General features: G+C 58.4%; 1 protein-coding gene. It reads left to right on the top strand.

The window, feature by feature from the left end:
- Positions 1 to 2: 2 nt before the first annotated feature.
- Entirely contained in the window at positions 3 to 932 is a 930-nt protein-coding gene (locus tag ACUCV3_RS27305) for a HEPN domain-containing protein (RefSeq protein WP_482241476.1), read from the top strand.
- Positions 933 to 955: the final 23 nt, after the last annotated feature.

The following is a 955-nucleotide window of genomic DNA, read 5'->3' as shown; positions in this document are numbered from 1 at the left end:
TCATGCGTAACGATCTCGATCATCTTCCCGCCGACAAGCAGCGCGAACTGGCGCGCGTCGTGCAGATCATCTTCGAGGAATTCGAGGACGGGCTAGCGCTCGCCACGCAGGCGTGGCGTAAGAAGGGCCGCATCCAGAAGATCATCCTCTATGGCAGCTATGCCCGGGGCAGCTGGGTCGATGAGCCGCACACAGCAAAGGGCTACAAGTCCGACTATGATCTCCTCATCATCGTTAACGACCAGCGGCTGACCGATCGGGTCAAATATTGGCTTGGAGTCGATGAGCGGCTGATGCGCGAATATGGCATCACCGCGACGCTCAAGACCCCGGTCAACTTCATCGTCCACACCCTCCAGGAAGTGAATGATGGGCTCGCCCATGGCCGCTATTTCTTCATGGACGTCGCCAAGGACGGCATCGCGCTTTACGAGAGCGATGATAGCGAACTGCATACGCCAAAGCCCAAGACGCCGGACAAGGCGCTGGCCATGGCGCAGGAATATTTCGAGGAGTGGTATCCCAGCGCTGCCCGGTTCAAACGCGCGTCGGAATTTTTGACCAACGATGGCGGACTAAAAGAGGCAGCGTTCAATCTTCACCAGGCAGCCGAGCGTCTCTATCACTGCGTCCTTCTGGTCTGCTGCTCCTATACGCCGCACGTTCACAATCTCGCTTTCCTGCGCACACAGGCAGAGCGGATCGATCGGCGGCTGGCCTATGTTTGGCCGAGCGAGCGCCATGTTGATCGGGCGCGGTTCGAGAAGCTGAAGGAGGCCTATGTGAAGGCCCGCTATTCCAAGCATTACAAGATCAGCGAAGAGGAACTCAGCTGGCTCGGCAAACAGGTCGAGGAGCTGGGCCGGGTCGTGCATGAAGTGTGCGCCGAACGCATCGCTGAATTGAAGCGCACCGCCGGCGTTATCGCCTGATCATTCGGGCTTTCCAGCCAATA

It is taken from the genome of Sphingobium sp. VMM, from assembly GCF_056790315.1.
This window is presented reverse-complemented; position numbering and strand designations above follow the sequence as displayed.